Source organism: Paraburkholderia sp. SIMBA_030, assembly GCF_046535245.1.
In the GTDB taxonomy this organism is placed as follows: Bacteria; Pseudomonadota; Gammaproteobacteria; order Burkholderiales; family Burkholderiaceae; genus Paraburkholderia.
Genome location: NZ_JAWRXB010000014.1, coordinates 1 through 21,870 on the forward strand (window position 1 = coordinate 1; position 21,870 = coordinate 21,870).

Sequence of the window (21,870 nt, forward strand, 5' to 3'; positions counted from 1 at the left end):
CGCGTCGCGCATCAAGCGCCCACACTTATCGGCTGTTAATTTTTAAAGATCGGTTCCGCATTCACTACCGAACCCGCGCCGCGCTGCATCAACTTCACAACCCGGCACCGCTTCGTTCTGCGTCGCTGCATCTGCAGCAGAGAAACGAGATTATGAAGACTCTTTTTCGTTTCGTCAACAACTTTTTCCGCTTTCGCTTAAAACCTTGTTGACGCTACGGCCGCTGGTTTCTGCAACGGCGCTCGTTCGCAAACGAGGAGCCGAATAATAGGCGAATATCAGCAATGTGACAAGGGTTTGACGAAGATATTTTTTGGCGAGTCATTTCCGGGTTGAATTCACCACGGCGTCCAGCGGGACCGCCTGAGCCATTGCTGCGTAGCCTGTATCGCTGGGATGGATATGGTCGCCGCTATCGTAGGCTCGTTGCAGACGTTCCGGCTGTGCCGCGTCGCGCAGCGCGGCGTCGAAATCCACCACGCCGTCGAACGCGCGGCTGGTTCGGATCCACTGGTTGACGGCAAGCCGAATACTTTCGCGCGGCGCCGGCAAGGATGCCGGCGTTAGCGTCGCGCCGAATACTTTCACGCCGCGTTGCCGTGCGGCGGCGATCACCCTTTGATAGCCGGCAATCAGATCAGCGGCCGTCACTGAGGTATGCGGGAAATCGCAGTCGAGACCACGGTGAGCAGGCATCTCTGCAAAGTTAATGTCGTTGATGCCGATCAGCAGAATCGCCGTCTTGACGCCCGGGTGTTCGAGTACGTCGCGATCGAAGCGCTTGACGAGCGCGTCGCCGTAGCAAGGGGAGTCGCTAAGCAAACGGTTGCCGCTGATACCGAGATTGACGATCGCAGTCGACCGATCACTGGTGCTGGCGACCCGGCGTGCCAGCGCGTCCGGCCAGCGACGATTCTGATTGACGCTGGAGCGCATGCCGTCGGTAATCGAATCGCCGATCGCCGCAACGGTAGCCGATGCAGGCGCCTCTACCGACAAGCCGGTCATCCAGACGTAGTGCGTAAAACGGCCACGAAATGAATCGGCGGAAGGGTCGGCGGTGTGATTGCCCGGTGCAGAAACGTAGTTCACCTGGCTGGATACCCTATGCCATGCAACGATTCGCTGCTCCGGCCCCATGAACGCGCTGATCGCATATGGCGCGCCTTCAGCGATGTCGATCGCCACCGGATCGCTATCCAACTCGCCGCCGGCCGGGATACTCACTGCGGCCCTGCCGCCAAATGTCACGCGCGCGCCGCCATTGCCTTGCGCCGCTGCACCGCCAGTCGAGCGCGCGATCCGCAGATCGTCGATGACCAGCGGCGTCTTACCGTACTCGTTGCTGAGATGGATTCGTGCGGATTTTCCCGACAGCGTCGGGTAGACGATCTGGCGAACCGTACGCCCCGCCACCTCCGGTGCCAGGTACAACGGCGACAAATCCGCTCGCTGGGGAATCGGTTGCAGCGCCGTCGCCCAGGTGGTGACCCAGTGCGCTGGGGCGTCGGCGGCGAAAGCAGTCGGGGAAACAGCAAATTGGGACAGCAGCGCCGCGCCACATGCGGCGGCCAGGATGCGAATGGTCATTCGGGTGGTCGGTTCGAGGCAAAACGTGCATTGTGCCCGATCACCCCCGGTCAGCGCGGTCGCCTCGCCCCGCTCAGGCGGCGGCCTGCGCCCCGGTCATCTTCAACGCCAATGCTTCGGCCACCTCGATCCCGTCGATCGCTGCCGAGTAGATTCCGCCGGCATACCCCGCGCCTTCCCCGGCCGGATACAGCCCCTCGACATTCATACTCTGATAATCGTCCCGGCGACGCACCCGAATCGGCGACGACGTCCTCGTCTCAACGCCCGTGAGCACGGCGTCATGCATTGCAAATCCGGCAATCTTCTTGTCCATCTGCGGCAGCGCTTCGCGAATCGCATCGATCACGTAATCGGGCAACGCGGTGCTGAGATCGGTCGGATGTACGCCAGGCTTGTATGACGGCACCACCGAACCCAGCGATTTGGACGGCCGGCCAGCGATAAAGTCGCCGACCAGTTGACCCGGCGCCTGATAATTCCCGCCGCCCAACTCGAACGCCCGCTCTTCCCACTTACGCTGAAAGGCGATGCCGGCGAGCGGGCCGCCCGGATAATCGTCCGGCGTAATGCCGACAACGATCCCCGCGTTTGCATTGCGCTCCGCCCGCGAGTACTGGCTCATGCCATTAGTGACCACGCGGCCAGGCTCGGAAGTCGCCGCCACGACAGTGCCGCCCGGGCACATACAGAAGCTATAGACCGTGCGCCCGTTGCTACAGTGATGCACCACCTTATAGTCGGCGGCGCCCAGCTGCTTGTGGCCGGCGAACTTGCCGAAACGGCTGCGATCGATCAAACCCTGCGGATGCTCGATCCGGAAACCAAGCGAAAACGGCTTCGCTTCAAGATAGACGTCGCGATCGTGCAGCATCTGGAAGGTGTCCCGCGCGCTATGGCCGACCGCCAGCACCACGTGATCGCAGCGCAAGGTTTCGCCGGTCGACAACTTCAGCCCGCGCACTTTGCCCTGATCGATCTCGATATCGTCGACCCGCGTCTCGAATCGAACCTCTCCGCCGAGTCCATGGATGGTCGCGCGCATCTTTTCGACCATGCTGACGAGCCGGAACGTGCCGATATGCGGCCGGCTCAGATAAAGGATGTCCTCCGGCGCGCCCGCCCGGACGAATTCTTCGAGCACCTTACGGCCGTAGTGCTTCGTATCCTTGATCTGGCTATAAAGCTTGCCGTCCGAAAACGTCCCCGCGCCGCCTTCGCCGAACTGCACGTTCGATTCGGGATTCAGCACCGATTTGCGCCACAGGCCGAAAGTATCCTTGGTGCGCTCGCGCACGGCCTTGCCGCGCTCCAGGATGAGCGGCCGGAAACCCATTTGCGCGAGGATCAAGCCGGCAAACAGGCCACACGGGCCCATGCCGATCACGACAGGGCGCAGCGTGGTCAATTGTGTCGGCGCTTTGGCGACGAAATGGTACGTCATATCCGGCGTCACGCCGCAGTGCGGGACGGCGGTGAGCCGCTTCAGCGCGGCCGCCTCATCGTTCACCTCGACATCGACGATATACGTCAGCTTGATGTCGGCGCGCTTGCGCGCATCGTGCGCACGGCGAAACACGGTGTATCGGAGGAGGCCGTCCGCAGCCACGCCGAGTTCTGCGAGGCGCGCGAGGATCGCTGCTTCGAGATCGCTTTCGGGATGGTCGAGCGGGAGTTTGATTTCGCTTAGACGTAGCATGAGTACCGGGAGATGCAGGAAGGCCGCAAATCGCGGCCAATTCGCAATTTTATAGGTTATGCGCCGGCGCGGGGCGGCGGCCGTCGCTAAACGCGTCGTGTGAAACCCGCCATCCTCTATCGAGGCACGCACTTCATCTTAAAAAATTTATTAACCGACCGGTCGGTTGGCTTATACTGCGCAAACACAGACAACTTCCGCTGAGAGCGTCCCCATGTACACGCAATCCCTGGATATCCCCGGCAATGTCGCCCCGCTCGATGCGGGCGCGAGCGCGCCCGAGCAGGCTCAGTTCGATGCCGTCATGGCCGCCGACGGCAAGATCGAGCCGCAGGACTGGATGCCTGAGGCCTACCGCAAAACGCTGGTGCGGCAAATCTCGCAGCACGCGCATTCCGAGATCGTCGGCATGCTGCCGGAAGGCAACTGGATCACGCGCGCGCCCAGCCTGAAGCGCAAGGCGATCCTGCTCGCCAAAGTGCAGGACGAAAGCGGCCACGGCCTCTATCTATATAGCGCGGCCGAAACGCTCGGCGTGTCGCGCGATCAGTTGATCGCCGCACTGCACTCGGGCAAAGCCAAATATTCGAGCATCTTCAATTACCCGACGCCCACGTGGGCGGACGTCGGCGTGATCGGCTGGCTGGTCGACGGCGCCGCGATCATGAACCAGATTCCACTGTGCCGCTGCACCTACGGCCCCTACGCCCGCGCGATGATCCGCATCTGCAAGGAGGAGTCGTTTCATCAGCGCCAGGGTTTCGACGCGTTGATGTCGATGATGAGCGGCACCGAAACACAACGCGAGCTGGTCCAGCAGGCCGTGAACCGCTGGTGGTGGCCGGTGCTGATGATGTTCGGCCCGAGCGACAAAGACTCGATCCATAGCAATCAGTCGTCGCAATGGGGCATCAAGCGCATTTCCAACGACGATCTGCGCCAAAAATTCGTCGACGCCACCGTCGACCAGGCCAAGGTGCTCGGCGTCACGCTGCCGGACCCGGACCTGAAGTGGAACGAAGCACGCGGCCACTACGACTACGGCGACATCGACTGGGAAGAATTCTGGCGCGTCGTGAATGGCGACGGCCCATGTAATCGCGAACGCCTCGCCACCCGCGTGAAAGCACACGGCGACGGCGCCTGGGTGCGCGAAGCAGCCCTCGCCCACGCCGAAAAGCAGCGCCAGCGTGCGCAGCAGCACGCCGCCTGACAACCCGAGCGCGTCAGGAAAAAACAGCAACCATCTTTCATGGGACCGGAGTAAGCGCTAAAGCGCTAACTCCGGTCGACACAGGAGATCAGCATGAACAAGGAATGGCCGATTTGGGAAGTCTTCGTGCGCAGCAAGCAGGGACTCGACCACAAACATTGCGGCAGTCTGCACGCCGCCGACGCGCCGATGGCGCTGCGCATGGCGCGCGACGTCTACACGCGCCGCCAGGAAGGCGTGAGCATCTGGGTGGTGCCGTCGTCGGCGATTACGGCGTCCGCGCCGGAAGACAAGGCGGAGCTGTTTGAACCGGCTGGCGACAAGATTTACCGCCACCCGACGTTCTACACGCTCCCCGATGAAGTCAACCACATGTAAGCGCGGCCATGGACATCACGCCCCAACATCTGTCATACGTGCTGCGCCTCGCGGATACCGCGCTGATCCTCGGCCAGCGCAATTCCGAATGGTGCGGCCACGGCCCGGTCCTCGAAGAAGACATCGCGCTGTCGAACATGAGCCTCGATCTGATCGGCCAGGCGCGCCTGCTGTACACACACGCCGCCTCGCTGGAGCAACAGCTTACCGGCAAAAGCCGCACTGAAGACGACTACGCGTACTTCCGCGCCGAACGCGAGTTCGCCAACTACACGCTGGCCGAGTTGCCGCATTACGGCCCGCTCGCCGGGACCGCGCAAGCGGAGAAGGACTACGCGGTCACGATCGTGCGCAATTTTCTGTACTCGACGCTGATGGCACATCTGTGGACGGCGCTCACCACGTCGACGGACGAGCAGCTCGCGGCGATCGCGTCCAAATCGATCAAGGAAACCAGCTATCACGTGCATCACGCCGGCGAATGGCTGATCCGTTTCGGCGACGGCACCGACGAATCGCATCGCCGCGCACAAGCCGCGCTCGATTATCTGCTGCCGTACACGCGTGAATTTTTCAGCGTGGACGCCGTGGAGGAGACCATCGCCGCCGCCGGGATCGGCCCGCGAACGTCGGAACTCGAGGCGGCATGGCTCGACGACGTGCGCGCCACGCTCGAAGAAGCCACGCTGACACTGCCCGAAGCGGTGAAGCACGTCACGACCGGCAAGCACGGCGAGCATTCGGAGCACATGGGCTTCGTGCTGGCCGAAATGCAGAGCCTCGCGCGCCAGCATCCCGGCGCCACCTGGTAAGCGCTTCAACGGAACCTGACGATGATGACTTCGACCGCCATATCCACCGCCGACGCCGCGCTTGAACGCGCATGGGCCGTGCTCGAAACGGTGCCTGATCCGGAAATCCCGGTGGTGTCGATTCGTGAGCTCGGCATTCTGCGCGACGTGCGCCACGCCGCCGACGGCGCGCTGGAAGTCGTCATCACCCCGACCTACTCCGGCTGCCCGGCCATGTCGCAGATCGCGGAAGATGTCGCCCATGCGCTCGAAGTGGCAGAGCTCAGGCCCTACCGGGTCGCCACTGTGCTCGCGCCGGCATGGACCACCGACTGGATGACCGCGGACGCGCGCGAAAAACTGCGCGCCTACGGCATCGCTCCGCCTACCGGCAACTGCGGCAGCACCGCGCCGTCCCGGGAAAAGGTGGTCCGCTTCGTGCCGCGCGCCCTGCCGGCGCCCTGCTGCCCGCGTTGCGGCTCGGCCCATACCGAACGCCTCGCGCAATTCGGCTCGACGGCCTGCAAGGCGTTGTACCGCTGCCTCGACTGCCGCGAACCCTTCGACTACTTCAAACCATACTGATATGGCTACACCGCAATTTCACCCGCTGCGAATCCGCGAGGTGCGGCCCGAAACCGCTGACGCCGTCTCGGTCGCTTTCGAAGTTCCTGTCGAACTGCGCGATCAATACCGCTTTACGCAGGGGCAGTTCGTCACGCTGAAAACGCACGTCGACGGCGAGGAAATGCGCCGTTCGTATTCGATCTGCGTCGGCGTCACCGATTACGATCGCGACGGCGAACTGCGCATCGGCATCAAACGCGTGCGCGGCGGGCGTTTCTCGAACTTCGCGTTCGACACACTGCAGCCCGGCCACACGATCGACGTCATGACGCCGGACGGCCGCTTTTTCACGCATCTGAACGCGGACCAGGGCCAGCAGTACATCGCGTTTTCCGGCGGCTCGGGCATCACGCCGGTGCTCGCGATCATCAAGACGACCCTGGAGATCGAGCCGCGCAGCACGTTCACGCTGGTATATGGCAACCGTAGCGTCGATCAGATCATGTTCGCGGAAGAGCTTGAAGATCTGAAGAATCGCTTCATGAACCGCTTCGTGCTTTACCACGTGCTGTCCGACGACCTGCAGGACGTCGAGCTGTTTAACGGCGTGCTCGATCAGGAAAAATGCGCGGCCTTCATCGAGAACCTGTTGCCGGCGGATGCGATCGACGAAGCCTTCATCTGCGGCCCCGCCCCGATGATGGATGCCGCCGAAGCCGCATTGAAAGCCGCCGGCGTACCGCCCGAGAAGGTGCACGTCGAACGCTTCGGCTCGCCGCTGCCGCAAGCCGGCGTGCCGCCGGTCGACATCACCGACGACACACCCGCCGCGGACCTCGAAATCGTCCTCGACGGCAAGAAGCGCAAACTGCGTCTGCCGTATCAGGGCGTGAGCGTGCTCGACGTCGGCTTGCGTGCCGGTCTCGCATTGCCTTATGCATGCAAGGGCGGCGTCTGCTGTACTTGCCGCGCAAAGGTGCTGGAAGGCGAGGTCAAGATGGAAAAGAACTACACATTGGAAGAACACGAAATTCGCGATGGTTTCGTGCTCACCTGCCAATGCCATCCGATCAGCGATCGCGTCGTGGTGAGCTACGACGAGCGTTGAATCGGGGCACAGCGCGGCTGACGTGTGACGGCCGTAGTGCTTTCAGCAGGTCCGCGATCCGCTTACACTAGGGGCCGCTCATTGATCGGACAATCGTCCGCATCGACGAGTGGCCCCTTTTTTGTTATCTGCCAGCCCAAGCCACAGCCGATGAGCACGATCCACCTCACCAACGGCGATGTCGCCGCCGAGTCACTGCGCACTGCGCTGCACGAGGCGGGCCGCGACGAACGCGTGCACGCGCTGCGTGACGATCTGGCAGTCGGCCCGCTACGCGGCATCGACGACGCGCCAGACGTGCGGGCAAACTTCTGGGATCGCGTCAGCGCTGACACAAGGCGTGATTTCCTTCGAGAATTCCGCGAGCAGACGGCGGCGCTGGAAACGATCACGGCCGGCGACGCGAATCTGGTGGTCTGGCACGGCGAGAGCGCGTCCGATCAACTGATGCTGCGCCGCGTCTGCTATCACTTGCGTAACAACCCGCAGCGGGTCAACGATGTGCGCCTGTCGATTCGCGACCTCACCGATCCGGGCGCATGGGCGCACAGCCGCAGGGACCGCGCGACGTCCGTCGGCATGTTCCCGCCGACCGTGCTGCAAGCCCGTCTGCCAGATGCCGCGCCGATTTCGGTACTACGGATCAGCCGGCTCGCGCTCGAATGGCAGGAAGTCAAACAGGCGAACGGCGAGACGCGGCGCTGGCGCGACAACACGTTCACGAGTGGCAGCTTCGCCGACCTCGACGCGCTGATTCTCGAACACGCGAGCGACACCTGGCAGCCGGCCGCACGGATTGCCGCCGAATTGATGACCGCCGAACTCTGGTTTCTGGTCAGCGACAGCGTTGTGCTGTGGCGCTTGCGCGAACTGGCCGCGACCCGGCGCATCAAGCTGCGCGGCGACGCGACCGCGTGGCGCACGCTGGAACTGTGCGCCGCCCTGACTCCCTGCCCACATTAATAAAATCAACGACTATGGCCCGCACCCGAGCCCCCGATCACGAAACCCAGCGCGACCAGATTCTCGAATTAGCCGCAGCGAAATTCGCCCAAACCAGCTATCCGAGCACGTCGATGGCCGACCTCGCCGCCGCGAGCGGCACGTCGAAAGCACGCCTGTATCACTACTACGCCAGCAAGGAAGCGATCCTGTTCGATCTGCTGGACCGTTACACGAAGCGGCTGATGCTGATCATCGCCGAGGTAGAAGGCGCGAGCCAACGCCGTGGATTGACGGAACGGGAAACATTCGCCGAATTGATCCGCGCGTTTCTGTCGGAGTACGAGACGTCGCACAGCCGGCACGTCGCGCTCCTGAATGACGTCAAATATCTGGTCGACACCCAGCGCGAGGTCATTTTGAACCGCCAGCGCGACGTGGTCGCGGCTTTCGCGCGGCAACTGGCCCGCGCCTATCCGGAGCGCGCAACGCGCGAAAACCAGACCGCCCTCACGATGATGGTGTTCGGCATGATCAACTGGACCTTCACCTGGCTCAAGCCAGGCGGGCGGATGGGCTATCGGGAATTTGCCGAGCAGGTGGTCGGCATGGTGGACCACGGATTGAGCGCAGCACAGACGTGATTGCGCACGGCAACATTGTTACGACGAAATAGTCGCCGATAAGCGACACTTCGTCACGAACGCTCGTTCAATTTGTTTTTCTATAAAAATCAATTACATAAAAATAGGGAGCAAACTTTTTAGGCAATCTGCTCGTATTTAGATACGGGTTTTCCCTAGTGCGCACTATGCGTTTCCGCTAAAATCGCTTTTGCGGTGCAGCAAACCGCTTGATCACAAGGAGAACCTGACTATGAACATGCTTACACCCCGTGCCGCTGAGCCGATCGTTGCACACGATTGCCCGTTGCAGCCAGCTGGTCGCGCGCCTGCTCTGGTTCGGGAACTCACCGCCGTCGACCGCGAACGGCTACTCACCCACTTCCTCGCACTCGACGAAGACGATCGCTTGCTGCGCTTCGGTCAGATCGTGCCGGACCATGTCATCGAAAACTACGTCCGCGCAATCGATTTCACGCGCGACACTGTCTTCGGCGTGTTCAATGGTCAGTTGCAACTGACCGGCGTCGGCCATCTGGCGTACCTGCCAGCCGAAGGCGATAAGCGCACGGCCGAGTTCGGCGTGTCGGTGCTGGAAAGCGTGCGCGGTCAAGGTATCGGCTCCAAGCTCTTCGAGCGCGCCGCCATTCGCAGCCGCAATACGCATGTCACCACGCTCTATATGCATTGCCTGTCGCGCAATTCGACCATGATGCACATCGCGAAGAAGGCCGGCATGAAGATCGAATACGCGTACGGTGAAGCCGACGCCTATCTGACGCTGCCGCCGGCGGATCAATCGAGCATCATCGCGGAAATGCTGCAGGAGCAAGCTGCTGTGTTCGACTACGCGCTCAAGCGTCAGGCACGTCAGACATCGAAGCTTTTCGAATCGTTTTTGCCGGCAGAAGCCGCAGCATAAGCGGCGGCCTAATTCGGGCGGAAATGACAAAGAGAGGGCGGCCAAGGCCGCCCTTTTTGTTTTCCTGCCGCGCGTGGCGCCCGGCACTTACAAAATCGGCAGCGCCGTCGTCTCCTTGAACTTCTCGAGCAAAAAGCTGGTCTTCACGTCGATGACAGATGGATGGTGCAGCAACTGGTCCTGCACGAAACGTGAAAAGTGCGCCATATCCTCAACCTGCACACGCAGCAGGTAATCCATGTCGCCAGTCATCGCGTGACATGCGACCACTTCCGGCCACGTCTGCACCGCTGCGCGGAACAGATCGGCATGCGTGGCGTCGCCGCGCGGACTGAGCGCCGGACCGCTGCGCTTTTCCAGCCGCACGTTGACGTAGGCGAGCAGATCGAGTCCAAGCTTTTGCGCATCGAGCAGCGCGACATAACCGCGAATCACCCCGCTCTCCTCCAGCCTGCGAATACGCCGCAAACATGGGCTAGGCGACAGGTTGACGCGCTCCGCGATCTCCTGATTCGATAAACGGCCATTCTCCTGAAGGATCGCCAGAATACGCCGGTCGATAGCGTCGATCTCTATTTTGGCCATTTTCTGCCGTCCGCACGAGAAATTGAGCTAGAAAATAGCGTCAGCGTATCGACGTGCGATTAAGTTCGCAAGTTTTCGCTGCAGGTCCGCCTTTACACTTGCGTCATTCAGTCGCGCCATATGCGCGCCGCCCCGCAATTAGGAGACAGACAATGCAGGTTTCAACTTGGGACAACCCGGTCGGTACCGACGGCTTCGAATTCATCGAATACACCGCGCCAGATCCGAAGGCGCTCGGCAAGCTGTTCGAACAGATGGGCTTCACGGCCGTCGCGCGGCATCGTCATAAAGATGTGACGCTGTATCGCCAGGGCGAAATCAACTTCATCGTCAACGCAGAACCGGATTCGTTCGCGCAGCGTTTCACGCGGCTGCACGGCCCGTCGATCTGCGCGATTGCGTTCCGCGTACAGGACGCCGCTAAGGCCTACAAGCTGGCCCTGGAAAAAGGCGCCTGGGGCTTCGACAACAAAACCGGCCCGATGGAACTGAACATCCCGGCGATCAAGGGCATCGGCGACTCGCTGATCTATTTCGTCGACCGCTGGCGCGGCAAGAATGGCGCTGAGCCGAACAGCATCGGCAACATCGACATTTACGACGTCGACTTCGAGCCGATTGCGGGCGCGAACCCGAATCCGGTCGGCCATGGCCTCACTTATATCGACCATCTGACGCACAATGTCCACCGCGGCCGCATGCAGGAATGGGCGGAGTTCTACGAGCGTTTGTTCAACTTCCGCGAAGTGCGTTACTTCGACATTGAAGGGAAGGTGACGGGCGTGAAGTCGAAGGCAATGACCTCGCCGTGCGGCAAGATCCGCATTCCGATCAACGAAGAAGGGTCGGAGACGGCCGGCCAGATCCAGGAATACCTCGACGCGTATCACGGCGAAGGTATCCAGCACATCGCGCTCGGCAGCAACGACATCTATCGTACGGTGGACGGCTTGCGCGCGGCGAACATCTCGCTGCTCGATACAATCGACACGTACTATGAACTGGTCGACCGCCGCGTGCCGAACCACGGCGAGCCGCTCGACGAATTGCGCAAGCGCAAGATCCTGATCGACGGCGCACCGGATGACCTGCTGCTGCAGATCTTCACCGAAAACCAGATCGGCCCGATCTTCTTCGAGATCATCCAGCGCAAGGGCAACCAGGGCTTCGGCGAGGGCAACTTCAAGGCGTTGTTCGAATCGATCGAACTGGATCAGATCCGCCGCGGCGTGGTGCAGGACAAGACTTAACGTCTCTCTAGCAAGGTCGGTCTGCTGACAAAAAGGGCGAAGATCGCAAGATCTTCGCCCTTTGTCGTTTAAGCCGTTGTTCGCATCCAGACAACGGCCGGATTTTCAACCGACACGCCGCATCGGCGACGCATCACGAATTCTGCTCTTCCTCGTCGGCCTTCGTAGATGGCCTTACCCGCTCCCCCGCAATGCGTGCCGGCGCCACCTGAGCTAGGCGGGTGACTGCGTTCGACGACAGCGTCCCTGCGCTGCCCGAGCGCACTGGTGCGCTCATTGCGAAGAATGCGGCCGAGACCATCAGGAACGTCTGGATATTTCTACTGTTCATGCGTACTCCTTTTCTGACTGCCCTGCTGCCGTGAAGCTCCACCGAATGCGGAGCGTTGCGCGGACATTGCTCACAGGTGGGGGATTAGACAGACATTTCAACCTCGGTTCCGCAGTTTTGAAGGTTTTACAGCTTGTTACAGCGGCGAGATCCACTTAGCCGGCGGTGAAGGCATTCCGGCGCAACGCCTCGTAAATCGAGTTGCAGCGCCGCATTTTTGCCCCAAAGCGGCGGGTTTTCACCAGTGCTACCATCGCTTAAAACACGTCAATATGGCGACCCCGGCCTTACGCATTCACAAGATGCGGCGGTCCAAAAAAGTTTTGGTGATCCCAAACTCGGTGGAGGAGTACACATAATGAATGCCCCGCTAGACGCAGGTCAGCGAGCCTCGCTCGAAGCCGCGTTGTCTTCCGTCACGCTCGACGACAAATACACCCTCGAACGCGGCCGCGCCTACATGAGCGGCATCCAGGCGCTGGTGCGTCTGCCGATGCTGCAGCAGGAACGCGACCGGACTGCGGGACTCAATACCGCCGGCTTCATCTCCGGTTATCGCGGATCGCCGCTCGGCGGACTCGACCAGTCGTTGTGGAAGGCACAAAAGCATCTCGCCGCACACCAGGTCGTGTTCCAGCCCGGCGTCAACGAAGACCTGGCCGCGACCGCCGTGTGGGGCTCGCAGCAGGTCAATCTGTACCCGAGCGCCAAATACGATGGCGTGTTCTCGATGTGGTACGGCAAAGGCCCGGGCGTCGACCGCAGCGGCGACGTTTTCAAGCACGGCAACTCGGCGGGCTCCTCACAGCACGGCGGCGTTCTCGTACTGGCAGGCGACGACCACGCGGCAAAATCCTCGACACTCGCGCACCAGTCCGAACACATCTTCAAAGCTTGCGGTCTGCCGGTGCTGTTCCCGTCGAACGTGCAGGAATATCTCGACTTCGGCCTGCACGGCTGGGCGATGAGCCGCTATTCCGGCCTGTGGGTCGCGATGAAGTGCGTAACCGACGTGGTCGAATCGTCGGCCTCGGTCGATATCGATCCGCACCGCACGAAAATCATTCTGCCGGACGACTTCGCGATGCCCGAGGGCGGCCTCAACATCCGTTGGCCGGATCCGCCGCTGGTCCAGGAAGCGCGCCTTCTCGACTACAAGTGGTACGCGGCGCTCGCCTACGTGCGTGCGAACAAACTGGATCGCATCGAAATCGATTCGCCGCATGCGCGCTTCGGCATCATGACGGGCGGCAAGGCCTATCTCGACGTACGTCAGGCGCTGACCGATCTCGGTCTCGACGACGACACCTGTTCGCGTATCGGCATCCGTCTATACAAGGTCGGTTGCGTATGGCCGCTCGAAGCGCAAGGCGCTCACGCCTTCGCACGCGGCCTCGACGAAATTCTGGTGGTCGAAGAAAAGCGTCAGATTCTCGAGTACGCGATCAAGGAAGAGCTGTACAACTGGCCCGATACGCAACGTCCGCGAGTGTTCGGCAAGTTCGACGAAAAAGACGGCGCGGGCGGCGAATGGTCGGTGCCGATGGGCAACTGGCTGCTGCCGGCGCATTACGAGTTGTCGCCCGCGATCATCGCCAAGGCGATCGCCACGCGGCTCGACAAATTCGACCTGCCGTCCGATGTGCGCGCTCGCATCGCCACGCGTATCGCCGTGATCGAAGCGAAGGAAAAAGCCCTGGCGCGGCCGCGCGTCGAAGCCGAGCGCAAGCCCTGGTTCTGCTCGGGTTGCCCGCACAACACGTCGACCAATGTGCCGGAAGGCTCACGCGCGATGGCCGGCATCGGCTGTCACTATATGACCGTGTGGATGGACCGCAGCACCAGCACCTTCAGCCAGATGGGCGGCGAAGGCGTCGCGTGGGTCGGCCAGGCGCCGTTCACCAACGACAAGCATGTGTTCGCCAACCTCGGCGACGGCACCTACTTCCACTCGGGCCTGCTCGCGATTCGCGCGGCAATCGCGTCGAAAGCGAACATCACCTACAAGATTCTCTATAACGACGCGGTCGCCATGACGGGCGGCCAGCCGGTCGACGGCGTGCTGACCGTGCCGCAAATCACGCATCAACTTGCCGCCGAGGGCGCGACGAAGATCGTGATCGTCACGGACGAACCGGAGAAGTACAGCGCGAACGTCGGCCTCGCGCCGGGCATCGACATCCATCATCGCGACAAACTCGATGAGGTGCAGCGCCAGCTTCGCGAGATTTCCGGCACGACCATCCTGATCTACGACCAGACTTGCGCGACTGAAAAGCGCCGTCGCAGGAAACGCGGCACGTATCCGGATCCGGCGCGCCGCGTCGTGATCAACGAGGCCGTGTGTGAAGGCTGCGGCGATTGCTCGGTGAAGTCGAATTGCCTGTCGGTCGAGCCGCTCGATACCGAGTTCGGCACCAAGCGCCAGATCAATCAGTCGACCTGCAACAAAGACTTTTCGTGTGTAAACGGGTTTTGCCCGAGCTTTGTGTCGGTGGAAGGCGGGCAACTGCGTAAGCCGAAGGCAGCCTCAGGCATTGTCGGCGATGCGATGCCACCGGTGCCGGAACCCGAACTGCCGTCGATTGCACGTCCTTACGGGGTACTGGTGACGGGCGTCGGCGGCACCGGCGTCGTCACGATCGGCGCGCTGCTCGGCATGGCCGCGCATCTGGAGAATAAGGGCGTCACGGTACTCGACGTCACCGGCCTCGCGCAAAAAGGCGGCGCCGTGATGAGCCACGTGCAGATCGCCAACCAGCCGGCCGACATCCACGCGACACGCATCGCGATGGGCGAAGCCAGTCTCGTGATCGGCTGCGATGCAATTGTCACCGCCAGCGACGAATGCGTCTCGCGGATGCAAATGGGCCGCACGCGCGTCGTGCTGAATAGCGCACACACGCCGACGGCCGAGCTCATCAAGAACCCGGACTGGCGCTTCCCGGGCAGCAGCACGGAAGCGGATGTGCGCGCCGGCGCCGGCGACGAGGGTGTCGATACGGTCGACGCAAATCACTTCGCCGTCGCGCTGCTCGGCGACGCAATCTATACGAACCCGTTCGTGCTCGGTTACGCATGGCAACGCGGCTGGGTACCGCTGACGTATCAGTCGTTGATGCGCGCGATCGAACTGAACAACGTGCAGGTCGAGAAGAATCGTGCGGCGTTCGAATGGGGCCGTCGCGCCGCGCACGATCTGGCTGCTGTGCGCAAGCTCGCGCAGTCGCAAGGACGTGGTGCAGCGGAAACGGCGAGCAGTAAGATCATCTCGCTGCACACGCCGAAGGCGCTCGGCACGCTGATCGACAAACGCGCCGACTACCTCGCCGCATGGCAAAACGCTGCGTACGCAGAGCGTTATCGCGTATTGGTGTCGCAAGTGCGCGTGGCGGAATCAGCGCTCGATTCGATCGATGGCCAGTTGCCGTTGACCGAAGCCGTCGCGAAGAACCTGCATAAGCTGATGGCGTACAAGGACGAGTATGAAGTGGCGCGTCTGTACAGCGATCCGGCGTTCATCGAAAAACTGAAGGCGAATTTCGAAGGCGACTGGAAGCTGCACATCCACCTCGCGCCGCCAACATTCTCGAAGAAGGATGCACATGGCCACCTGGTGAAGAAGAAGTACGGTCCGTGGGTGTTCAACGCAATGCACGTGCTGGCCAGGCTCAAGTTCCTGCGCGGTACGGCGCTCGACCCGTTCGGCAAGACGGAGGAACGTCGCACCGAACGCGCGCTGATCGTCGAATATGAGGCACTGGTGCGCGAACTGATCGGCGGCCTGACGGCGGCGACGCGGGAACTGGCCATCGAACTGGCGAATCTGCCGGACGGCATCCGCGGCTATGGCCACGTTAAGGAAAACAATCTGAAGGGCGTGCGGGTCAAGTGGAACGAGTTGCTGACGCGCTGGCGCTCGCCGGAAGCAGGAAAGGCTCAACACGCGGCGTGATCGCGCCGACTCAATCGGCTTGCATGAGTCTGAAATAAAAAACGCCACGGAATCCGCTTCCGTGGCGCTCTCCTCTCTCTTGCAGGCTTGCTGCGAACGCCGCGATGCGGCGTCGCTTCACCCATCAACCCATCCGCGTTACTGTGCGTTCACCCGCTTACGTGCATTGGCCGAAGCCACTGCCGTCATGTTGATGATGCGTCGCACGGTTGCAGCCGGCGTCAGGACGTGCACCGGCTTTTCCGCGCCCAGCAGGAACGGGCCAACCGTCACGCCTTCGCCGCCGACCATCTTCAGCAGGTTGTACGCGATGTTCGCCGCTTCGACGTTCGGCATGATCAGCAGGTTAGCTTCGCCGGTCAGCGTCGTGCCCGGGAACGCGGCCTTGCGGACCACTTCCGACAACGCCGCATCGCCGTGCATTTCACCGTCGATCTCGAGCGAAGGTGCACGTTCGGTGATCAGCTTGCGCGCCGCCGCCATGCGTTGCGACGACGCGGACGGCGTGCTGCCGAAGTTCGAATTCGACAGCAACGCGACCTTCGGCGTGATGCCGAACTTCTCGATCTCGCGCGATGCCAGCATCGTCATGTCGGCGAGCTGTTCGGCGGTTGGCGTTTCATTCACGTACGTGTCGCAGATGAACAGATTGCGGCCCGGCAGCATCAGCAGATTCATCGCGGCGAAGTTCTCCACGTTTTCCGCCTTGCCCAGCACTTGCTCGATGAACTTCAGATGCGTGTGGTACTGGCCGATCATCCCGCAGATCATGCCGTCCGCTTCGCCGAGGCGCACGAGGATCGCGCCGATAAGCGTGTTGAACTTGCGCATCGCGGCCTTCGCGACGTCCGGCGTCACGCCTTCGCGTGCGCCGAGTTCGTGGTATGCCTGCCAGCATTGCTGATAGCGCGGATCGTCTTCCGGATCGACGATCTCGAAATCTTCGCCACACTTGAGCTTCGAGCCCATCTTCTTCAGACGCATCTCGATCACCGACGGACGGCCGACCAGAATCGGCTTGGCGATCTTTTCCAGCAGCACGAATTGCGCGGCACGCAGCACGCGCTCATCTTCACCTTCGGCGAACACGATGCGCGCCGGCTCCGACTTCGCCGCGGCGAACACCGGACGCATCACCATGCCGGTGCGGTACACGGTCGTGCCGAGTTCTTCACGGTACGCGTCCATGTCCTTGATCGGACGAGTCGCGACACCCGAATCCATCGCGGCTTGCGCGACAGCCGGCGCGATCTTGATGATCAGGCGCGGATCGAACGGCTTCGGAATCAGGTATTCAGGACCGAATTCGAGCGAGTGACCTTCGTAAGCCTTGGCGACTTCATCGCCCTGATCGGTTTCTTCGGCCAGCTGTGCAATGGCGCGCACGCACGCGAGCTTCATTTCTTCGGTGATGGTGGTCGCGCCGACATCCAGCGCGCCACGGAAGATGAACGGGAAGCACAGCACGTTGTTGACCTGGTTCGGGTAGTCCGAACGGCCAGTCGCGATGATGCAGTCCGGACGCACTTTCTTCGCGTCTTCCGGGCGGATTTCCGGTTCCGGATTCGCCAGCGCGAGAATCAGCGGCTGCATACCCATTTCGGCGACCATTTCCGGCTTCAGCACGCCGGCGCTCGAGCAGCCGAGGAACACGTCGGCGCCGCGGATCGCGTCAGCCAGCGAGCGCGCATCGGTGTTCGCCGCGTAGCGTTCCTTCGACGGATCGAGGTTGCCGCGGCCTTCGTAGATGACGCCCTTCGAATCCGCGACGAGCACGTTCTTCTTCGACAGGCCGAGGTTCACCAGCAGATCCAGACATGCGATCGCCGCAGCGCCCGCGCCCGAACACACCAGCTTCACTTCGTCGAGCTTCTTGCCGACCACTTTCAGGCCGTTCAGGATCGCCGCCGAAGCGATGATCGCGGTGCCGTGCTGATCGTCGTGGAAGACCGGAATCTTCATGCGCTCACGGAGCTTCTTCTCGATGTAGAAGCATTCCGGCGCCTTGATGTCTTCGAGGTTGATGCCGCCCAAAGTCGGCTCGAGCATGGCGATCGCTTCGACCAGCTTGTCCGGATCGGATTCGCTGAGTTCGATGTCGAACACGTCGATGCCGGCGAACTTCTTGAAGAGACAGCCCTTGCCTTCCATCACCGGCTTCGCGGCGAGCGGACCGATGTTGCCGAGGCCGAGCACGGCCGTGCCGTTCGTGATCACGCCGACGAGGTTGCCGCGCGAGGTGTACTTCTGCGCGTCGAGCGGTTCATCGTAGATCGCCATGCAAGCCGCGGCGACGCCCGGCGAGTACGCGAGCGACAGGTCGAGCTGGTTCGACAGCGGCTTGGTGGGCGTGACCGAAATCTTGCCGGGTTTCGGATTCTGGTGGTATGCGAGAGCGCTTTGCTTAAGTTGTTCGTCCATTTTTTGGCCTGCGAGACGTAAGAAATTGGGCCCGGCACACTGCACCGCAGGCGTCGCTTGCGTCTATCGAATGGATAATCGACTGCGGCGGTTTTCGCATGCGCCGGTTGGGCGCGGCGTCGAACCTCGGCGGAGGACAAGACGGTGCAAAGTGCTACGCGGGGCGGTTAGTGTACACCCCGGATGCGTCGATGCACTGAGTGGTTAATACGGCTCACCATCGGCGAAACAGGGCGCCGCCATGCTGCAGCGCCGCATCCGGCGGGCGTTTTGCCCGCTGCCGCGCGCGTGTCATTCGAGCGCGGCGCCGCGTCGTTCGGGGATCAGGAACAGCGTAGCGAAGATGTCGAGCAGATAGATCGACGCGAGCAGCACGAGCGCGGCGCCGAACGAATAGCGTGCCGCCAGCGCGCCCACGACAACCGGACCGAAGCCGCCTACCGCCCGTCCGACGTTGAACAGCACGTTCTGTGCGGTGGCGCGCGCGTCGGTCGGATAAAGCTCGGAGATCAGCGCGCCATAGCCGCCGATCATCCCGTTGACGAACACGCCCATTGCCGCGCCGCCGATCAGCAACGCCATCGGCGTCGTCAGATGTGCGTAGACGAACACCATCGCGACGGCGCCCGCCTGGTAGAACAGGAACGTCGGCTTGCGACCGAAGCGGTCGGCGGCGATGCCGAACAGCCAGATGCCGCAGGCCATGCCAAGAACCGTCGCGGACGTCCACAGTCCGGACTTCGTCAGCGAATAGCCGAAGGTCTTCGACAGATAGCTCGGCAGCCAGATCATCAGGCCGTAATAGCCGAAGTTTTGCACCGAACAAAGAATCGCCACGCCGATGCTGGCGCGCGCCGTGCGGGCATCCGTCACCAGCAGTTTCAGCGGCAGCTTGTGCATTCCGCGCGCCACGCGCTCGGCGAACAGCGCCGGCTCCTCGACGCGCCGCCGCACAAAAAACGACACCACCGCTGGCAGCAGACCGAGCGCGAACATGCCGCGCCAGCCGATCACCGGCAACAGCAGCGGCGTCAACAACGCGGCCGCCAGCACCCCGAGTTGCCAGCCGAGCCCGACATACGACGACACGCGCGCCCGCTGCGAAGCCGGCCACGCTTCGGCCACCAGCGTCATACCGATACCGAACTCACCGCCGAGGCCGATCCCGGCAATCGTCCTGTAGGCAAGCAAGTCGGCGTAGCCTTGCGCCACGGCGCACAAGCCGGTGAACACGGCGAAGATCAGGATCGTCCACGTGAGCATACGCACGCGGCCGAAATAGTCGCTCAATACGCCGAAGATCAGCCCACCGGCCACGGCGCCGATCAGCGTCCACGTGACGAGCGAGCCGGCCTGCGCGGACGACAGATGCAGATCGGCGGCAATCACCGGCAGCATGAAACCGAGGATCAGCAAATCGAAGCCGTCCATCGCGTAACCGAGCACTGAGGCGATCAGCGCGCGGCCAGCATAGCCGCTTTTGACGGGTGCACGGGTGTCGGCGGCAGAAGATGCGGCTGTCATTGAAAGCGTTCCGTAGGCCATAGGGGCGGCATCGGCGCACGGCCGCCCGGGAAATTCGCGTGAGTGTAAAGGCGGGGCTGGCCGCTCACAAGCCAGCCAAAAAGCGAGCGGCGAAGCGGGCTCAACAAGAAGATTGAAGGCTCGTTCAGCGGGACCGTTATGGCCGCCATTCGCCGCCGGCACGCACGACGGCCTCCTCGGAAGGGTGCAATTCGGGTAAAATGACGGGCTACGCGCGCAGCAAACACCGGCCCGCACTCCACTGACCGGTTGCGTATTCCGCCCGGCATTTCGGTCACAACGGCGCGGCATACGCCGCTTGCTGCGCCACCGGGCTTCGCGCCCGCCTTCCCCCGCTCATACCCAAGGATCCGCCCATGACAGGCTTCGATCGCCAGACGATCTCCGACACCACCGCCAAGATGCTGCTGGAAGTGCAAGCAGTGCACTTCAACGCGGAGAAACCGTACATTTTCACGTCCGGCTGGGCGAGCCCGGTTTATATCGACTGCCGCAAGCTGATCTCGTATCCGCGCGTGCGCCGCGGTCTGATGGAAATGGCCGAAGCCACCATCCTGCGCGACGTCGGCTATGAGCAGATCGACGCGGTCGCCGGTGGCGAAACCGCCGGCATCCCGTTCGCGGCATGGCTCTCCGACCGCCTGATGGTGCCGATGCAATACGTGCGCAAGAAGCCGAAGGGTTTCGGCCGCAACGCGCAGATCGAAGGTTTGCTGACCGAAGGCCAACGCGTGCTGCTGGTCGAAGACCTGACCACCGACAGCCGCAGCAAGATCAACTTCATCAACGCGCTGCGCACTGCCGGCGCCACGGTGAACCACTGCTTCGTGCTGTTCCACTACAACATCTTCAAGGAAAGCGTGTCGGTGCTGAAAGACATCGACGTCGATCTGCACGCGCTTGCCACGTGGTGGGACGTCCTGCGCGTCGCCAAGCAAGCGGGTTACTTCGACGCCAAGACGCTCGACGAAGTGGAAAAATTCCTTCACGCTCCGGCTGAATGGTCGGCGGCGCACGGCGGCGCGACCTCGACGCCGCAGTAAGCTGCAGCGTAGCCGCTCGGCGCGGATGGAATAAAAAAGGCCGCCAGTCGGAAAGACAGGCGGCCTTTTTTCATTGGCCTCGCCCCGCGGGACAGAAGCACAGCAGCTAGAACGCGCCGCCAGTCCCCTCCACCGAGCGCGACGACAGATTCAGCAAGCCGTTGCTCTGCGCATACTGGAACAACTCCGAATCGCGATCGATGCCGAGCTTGCGCATCGCCGTGTTCTTCTGCGTGCTGATCGTCTTGATGCTGCGATTGAGCTGCGCCGAGATCTCCTTGATCGTCATGCCGGATACGAACAGGCGCACCACCTCGAGCTCACGCCTCGACAGCATGACCTCGTCGCTCTTGCCGCCAGCGTTCATGCGCAGCGTATCGAGCGCCGCCTTGACCGACGGGCTCATGTATTCGAGGTTACGGCTGACGTGCTGCACTGCGAGCCCGATATGGGTCAGATCGTCCGATTTGTTGACGACCGAGGTCACGCCGAGTTCGCTCAGCCGCTTGAGCAACGCGGCGTTCTCAAGCATCGTCAGCACGACGATGGGAACGTTGGGGAAATTGCGGCGCAAATAGCCGATCAACGGCAGACCGTCGCCGTATTGGCCGCCTGGCATCGCCAGATCCGTCACGAGCACGTCGCAGGCAAGCGTCTGCAGCACCTTCACCAACTCGGTTGACTGGCGCGCACGCGCGACCACCTGCATCCCGGGAATCTTGAGCAGAGCTTGTTCGGCGGCGAACAGAATCACCGGATGGTCATCGGCCACCACGACCCTGATTAAATCAGGCATTGCCTTCCTCTCAACTGATAAACCACTCTCCAACACTTCCGCCATGTCTTTCTATTCTGTGTATTCGGACTATTCGGGTGCGCTGTCTTTATCCACGCAGACAATTTCCTC

19 protein-coding genes are annotated in these 21,870 nt (G+C 62.0%); 12 read left to right on the forward strand and 7 right to left on the reverse strand.

The features are described 5' to 3' along the window. Positions 1-212: hypothetical protein (locus tag SB772_RS23475; protein WP_410835596.1), on the forward strand; the 212-nt coding region annotated here is incomplete at its 5' end. Positions 213-321: 109 nt separating this feature from the next. On the opposite strand, the gene SB772_RS23480 is transcribed toward SB772_RS23475, so the two are convergent. Next, positions 322-1,590 (reverse strand): SGNH/GDSL hydrolase family protein, encoded by a 1,269-nt coding sequence (locus tag SB772_RS23480; protein WP_410835597.1) that lies wholly within the window; start codon positions 1,588-1,590, stop codon positions 322-324. 73 nt (positions 1,591-1,663) lie between these two features. Beyond that, a complete protein-coding gene (locus tag SB772_RS23485) occupies positions 1,664-3,289 on the reverse strand; it encodes an NAD(P)/FAD-dependent oxidoreductase (protein WP_410835598.1) in 1,626 nt (541 codons plus the stop codon). A gap of 214 nt (positions 3,290-3,503) precedes the next feature. Between SB772_RS23485 and paaA the strand changes: the two genes are divergently transcribed. The 8 genes from paaA (at position 3,504) to SB772_RS23525 (ending at position 9,833) form a co-directional block, all read left to right on the forward strand. Next, positions 3,504-4,502 (forward strand): 1,2-phenylacetyl-CoA epoxidase subunit PaaA, encoded by a 999-nt coding sequence (gene paaA, locus SB772_RS23490; RefSeq protein ID WP_410835599.1) that lies wholly within the window; start codon positions 3,504-3,506, stop codon positions 4,500-4,502. Positions 4,503-4,595: 93 nt separating this feature from the next. Next, complete coding sequence (paaB, locus tag SB772_RS23495) at positions 4,596-4,880, forward strand: 1,2-phenylacetyl-CoA epoxidase subunit PaaB (RefSeq protein ID WP_007179854.1); 285 nt, start codon at positions 4,596-4,598, stop codon at positions 4,878-4,880. Between the two features lie 8 nt (positions 4,881-4,888). Further along, complete coding sequence (gene paaC, locus SB772_RS23500; RefSeq protein WP_410835600.1) at positions 4,889-5,692, forward strand: 1,2-phenylacetyl-CoA epoxidase subunit PaaC; 804 nt, start codon at positions 4,889-4,891, stop codon at positions 5,690-5,692. Between the two features lie 21 nt (positions 5,693-5,713). Beyond that, positions 5,714-6,256 (forward strand): 1,2-phenylacetyl-CoA epoxidase subunit PaaD, encoded by a 543-nt coding sequence (gene paaD, locus SB772_RS23505; protein ID WP_410835601.1) that lies wholly within the window; start codon positions 5,714-5,716, stop codon positions 6,254-6,256. 1 nt (position 6,257) lies between these two features. Next, positions 6,258-7,346 carry a 1,2-phenylacetyl-CoA epoxidase subunit PaaE gene (gene paaE / locus SB772_RS23510; RefSeq protein WP_410835602.1) on the forward strand — a complete coding sequence of 363 codons (1,089 nt, stop codon included), beginning with the start codon at positions 6,258-6,260 and terminating at the stop codon, positions 7,344-7,346. A 150-nt stretch (positions 7,347-7,496) separates the two neighbouring features. Next, on the forward strand, positions 7,497-8,309 hold the full coding sequence (locus SB772_RS23515) for a DUF1835 domain-containing protein (protein ID WP_410835603.1): 813 nt from the start codon (positions 7,497-7,499) through the stop codon (positions 8,307-8,309). Between the two features lie 14 nt (positions 8,310-8,323). Next, the gene (locus tag SB772_RS23520) at positions 8,324-8,932 is read left to right on the forward strand and encodes a TetR/AcrR family transcriptional regulator (protein ID WP_410835604.1); all 609 of its coding nucleotides are present in this window, start codon (positions 8,324-8,326) and stop codon (positions 8,930-8,932) included. A gap of 232 nt (positions 8,933-9,164) precedes the next feature. Beyond that, complete coding sequence (locus SB772_RS23525) at positions 9,165-9,833, forward strand: GNAT family N-acetyltransferase (protein WP_410835605.1); 669 nt, start codon at positions 9,165-9,167, stop codon at positions 9,831-9,833. A gap of 87 nt (positions 9,834-9,920) precedes the next feature. On the opposite strand, the gene SB772_RS23530 is transcribed toward SB772_RS23525, so the two are convergent. Next, the gene (locus SB772_RS23530) at positions 9,921-10,418 is read right to left on the reverse strand and encodes an Lrp/AsnC family transcriptional regulator (RefSeq protein WP_410835606.1); all 498 of its coding nucleotides are present in this window, start codon (positions 10,416-10,418) and stop codon (positions 9,921-9,923) included. Between the two features lie 152 nt (positions 10,419-10,570). On the opposite strand from SB772_RS23530, the gene hppD reads away from it, so the two are divergent. After that, positions 10,571-11,668, forward strand: a complete 1,098-nt coding sequence (gene hppD / locus SB772_RS23535) for a 4-hydroxyphenylpyruvate dioxygenase (RefSeq protein WP_410835607.1) — start codon at positions 10,571-10,573, stop codon at positions 11,666-11,668. Between the two features lie 133 nt (positions 11,669-11,801). Here hppD and SB772_RS23540 read toward each other — a convergent pair whose 3' ends face one another. Then, the gene (locus SB772_RS23540; RefSeq protein ID WP_410835608.1) at positions 11,802-11,999 is read right to left on the reverse strand and encodes a hypothetical protein; all 198 of its coding nucleotides are present in this window, start codon (positions 11,997-11,999) and stop codon (positions 11,802-11,804) included. 358 nt (positions 12,000-12,357) lie between these two features. On the opposite strand from SB772_RS23540, the gene SB772_RS23545 reads away from it, so the two are divergent. Next, a complete protein-coding gene (locus SB772_RS23545) occupies positions 12,358-15,954 on the forward strand; it encodes an indolepyruvate ferredoxin oxidoreductase family protein (protein WP_410835609.1) in 3,597 nt (1,198 codons plus the stop codon). Positions 15,955-16,092: 138 nt separating this feature from the next. Here the strand turns inward: SB772_RS23545 and SB772_RS23550 are convergent, their stop codons facing one another. Together SB772_RS23550 and SB772_RS23555 are read right to left on the reverse strand one after the other, a co-directional pair. Next, the gene (locus SB772_RS23550) at positions 16,093-18,375 is read right to left on the reverse strand and encodes an NADP-dependent malic enzyme (protein WP_410835610.1); all 2,283 of its coding nucleotides are present in this window, start codon (positions 18,373-18,375) and stop codon (positions 16,093-16,095) included. Between the two features lie 291 nt (positions 18,376-18,666). Next, positions 18,667-19,899 carry an MFS transporter gene (locus SB772_RS23555; protein WP_410835611.1) on the reverse strand — a complete coding sequence of 411 codons (1,233 nt, stop codon included), beginning with the start codon at positions 19,897-19,899 and terminating at the stop codon, positions 18,667-18,669. Between the two features lie 377 nt (positions 19,900-20,276). On the opposite strand from SB772_RS23555, the gene SB772_RS23560 reads away from it, so the two are divergent. Next, the gene (locus tag SB772_RS23560) at positions 20,277-20,963 is read left to right on the forward strand and encodes an orotate phosphoribosyltransferase (RefSeq protein ID WP_410835612.1); all 687 of its coding nucleotides are present in this window, start codon (positions 20,277-20,279) and stop codon (positions 20,961-20,963) included. A 106-nt stretch (positions 20,964-21,069) separates the two neighbouring features. On the opposite strand, the gene SB772_RS23565 is transcribed toward SB772_RS23560, so the two are convergent. Then, positions 21,070-21,759: a response regulator gene (locus tag SB772_RS23565; RefSeq protein ID WP_410835613.1), complete on the reverse strand. Its 690-nt coding sequence runs from the start codon at positions 21,757-21,759 to the stop codon at positions 21,070-21,072. Positions 21,760-21,870 lie beyond the last annotated feature (111 nt).